Raw genomic sequence first — 2,054 nt, 5'->3', positions numbered from 1 at the left:
GCTTATATACAATAATTTAGCTAGGTGGTATTAGGGGATGCCTTAATGTCGCATGAGAATAAAGTTATGACTCACTTTAGCTGTATTTGAATTAATATGTGATCACTAGCGCGATAAGTTGTGCGACTACTGCTATTCCAAAACCAATAAGCAGAGAAAGCGTGAGTGATTTTTGACAGCGAATACACTCCATTGCTCAATGAGGGCATTAGGCCGTCACAGCATCGATGTTTACCCCAAAGAGCATGAAATAGGTAATTCCTGCGAGATATAAAACAAGTCCGATAAATAAAGGGCTTCCGCAGGCAAAAAAGAGCATTTTTTTGTTCATATTTAAACCTTTTGATGATATATGATATTTTTATTAATTTAGAAATGAGTGGATGTTAATGAGAAGGTATCTAAAACAAAATATTCGTGTGATTGGGTTGGTTTTTGGTCTTACCATATTCATTTCAGTTGCCTATCATGTGGTTGAAGGCAAAATTGAAGAGAAGTACCAAAAAGAACTCAATAGCCTGTAATTCTGTGACATTTTAAAATTGTTGAACATTGTCAGCGTAAAAAATCGATGCGTGATATGAATCATATGTAAGATTAAAGGGCGAACGGTGTTCGCTCTTTTTTTTGTGATTTAGAAAGCAGGTGACATTAGGGTTTGCCTTAATGTCACATGACAATGAAGTTATGACTTATTTTAACGACATTTGAATTAAAACGTGATCACCAGCTAAGAAAAAAGTCGCCAAATTTAGGCGACCTTCATAATTAATAGTGTTATATATTTGCTTTTTTAAAAAGCATTTAGTGCTAAATTATAGTCTGGCTCGTTTGTGATTTCTTTTACCAACTCGCTATGTGTCACTATACCTTCTTTATTAACGCATACGACTGCACGAGCAGTTAGGCCTCGCAAAGCCCCTTCTGGAATAGCAACCCCATATATCTCAGCAAAGTCCGAACTACGGAAAGTTGAAGCATGTTGAACATTAGCAATACCTTCGACTTCACAGAACCGCCCTACCGCAAAAGGTAAGTCAGCAGAAATACAGATATAGGAAAAGGCTGTGATGAAATTAGAAGTGGTTACCGAAAATTTCCTCAAGGCAGCCATGTGATATTTTATAAACAAACAGGTAGTCAACAAATACAAATAATTAGAATCCTACACAAAAGTATGGACATATCCCCTATTTTTGGCGCATGACCCTTAAAACAAGAAATACTCAACAACCTGAGGTATCGAGTGTGCTAAATAATGTTGATGCATTATGTGTATTCTGGAATAAAACCGGAAACAAGATATTCTTCGTACTCTTGGTGCAGTTGCAAAATCATTGAGGCCCAATTTGATAACGTTTTTCTACGTTTTCTATAAATTGTTGCACCTACTCGATCGTAAGTTATGTCCTTACTCCATGTTTTTTCAGTAACTGTAGTGATTATAATTTTGTGCTGATTTCGAAAATATAATGGAACTTCAGTTTCTTCAGGTACATTAGCTAATAACAGTTGATCGCAAACTGCCAACTTTAAACGCCCCTTTAAATCTAGTTCATTTATACATAGAATCTTGACGGCTTCTCTTAATCTAACTCGAAAATTTGACATATACCTAAAATCCCTAAAACATCGCATTGTAAATGAAAACCGTTGTAATCAATATTACAACATGACATTAGGGTTTGCCTGAATGACGCATGGCAATAGCGTCATGCCTATTTTTAACGACAAAGGTAAAACGATTTTTGCTGAGATTACTGCAAAAAATATCTTTCATTCAAAAAGCCAACCAACCTGTCATAACAATGAAATATTAAAACTCTAATAATGACCTTTATTTTATGTGTAATAAATAATGGTCGAATTTTTTGATGAATATCTTCAAGCCATACTATGTATATCTAGTTTCTTAATATCAGGTGTTTTATTGGGGATAGCTTACTATTTTGATAAACCACAACGTCTAGATTAATGCTCCTCCCTCTAGTGATATTAGGGTCTACCTTAATGTCACATGACAATGAAGTTATGACTCATATTAGTTATATTTA

General features: G+C 34.8%; 4 protein-coding genes. 1 reads left to right on the top strand and 3 read right to left on the bottom strand.

All coding sequences use genetic code 11. From position 1 onward, the window contains the following. Positions 1 to 208: 208 nt before the first annotated feature. Complete coding sequence (locus PX700_RS21885) at positions 209 to 331, bottom strand: hypothetical protein (protein ID WP_479521933.1); 123 nt, start codon at positions 329 to 331, stop codon at positions 209 to 211. 462 nt (positions 332 to 793) lie between these two features. Continuing rightward, positions 794 to 1,132 carry a redoxin family protein gene (locus PX700_RS21880; RefSeq protein ID WP_479521932.1) on the bottom strand — a complete coding sequence of 113 codons (339 nt, stop codon included), beginning with the start codon at positions 1,130 to 1,132 and terminating at the stop codon, positions 794 to 796. Here PX700_RS21880 and PX700_RS21875 point away from each other — a divergent pair. After that, on the top strand, positions 1,076 to 1,207 hold the full coding sequence (locus PX700_RS21875; RefSeq protein WP_479521934.1) for a type II toxin-antitoxin system RelE/ParE family toxin: 132 nt from the start codon (positions 1,076 to 1,078) through the stop codon (positions 1,205 to 1,207). The two genes, PX700_RS21880 and PX700_RS21875, sit on opposite strands and share 57 nt — an antisense overlap. Positions 1,208 to 1,269: 62 nt before the next feature. On the opposite strand, the gene PX700_RS21870 is transcribed toward PX700_RS21875, so the two are convergent. After that, positions 1,270 to 1,611 carry a hypothetical protein gene (locus tag PX700_RS21870; protein WP_069595154.1) on the bottom strand — a complete coding sequence of 114 codons (342 nt, stop codon included), beginning with the start codon at positions 1,609 to 1,611 and terminating at the stop codon, positions 1,270 to 1,272. Positions 1,612 to 2,054 lie beyond the last annotated feature (443 nt).

It is taken from the genome of Pseudoalteromonas sp. TP27 (genome assembly GCF_056470645.1).
This window is presented reverse-complemented; position numbering and strand designations above follow the sequence as displayed.

Excerpts from the sequence above, each read along its gene's own strand:
- PX700_RS21885 (WP_479521933.1), bottom strand. The coding sequence starts at position 331 with ATGAACAAAAAAATGCTCTTTTTTGCCTGCGGAAGCCCTTTATTTATC.
- PX700_RS21870 (WP_069595154.1), bottom strand. The coding sequence starts at position 1,611 with ATGTCAAATTTTCGAGTTAGATTAAGAGAAGCCGTCAAGATTCTATGT.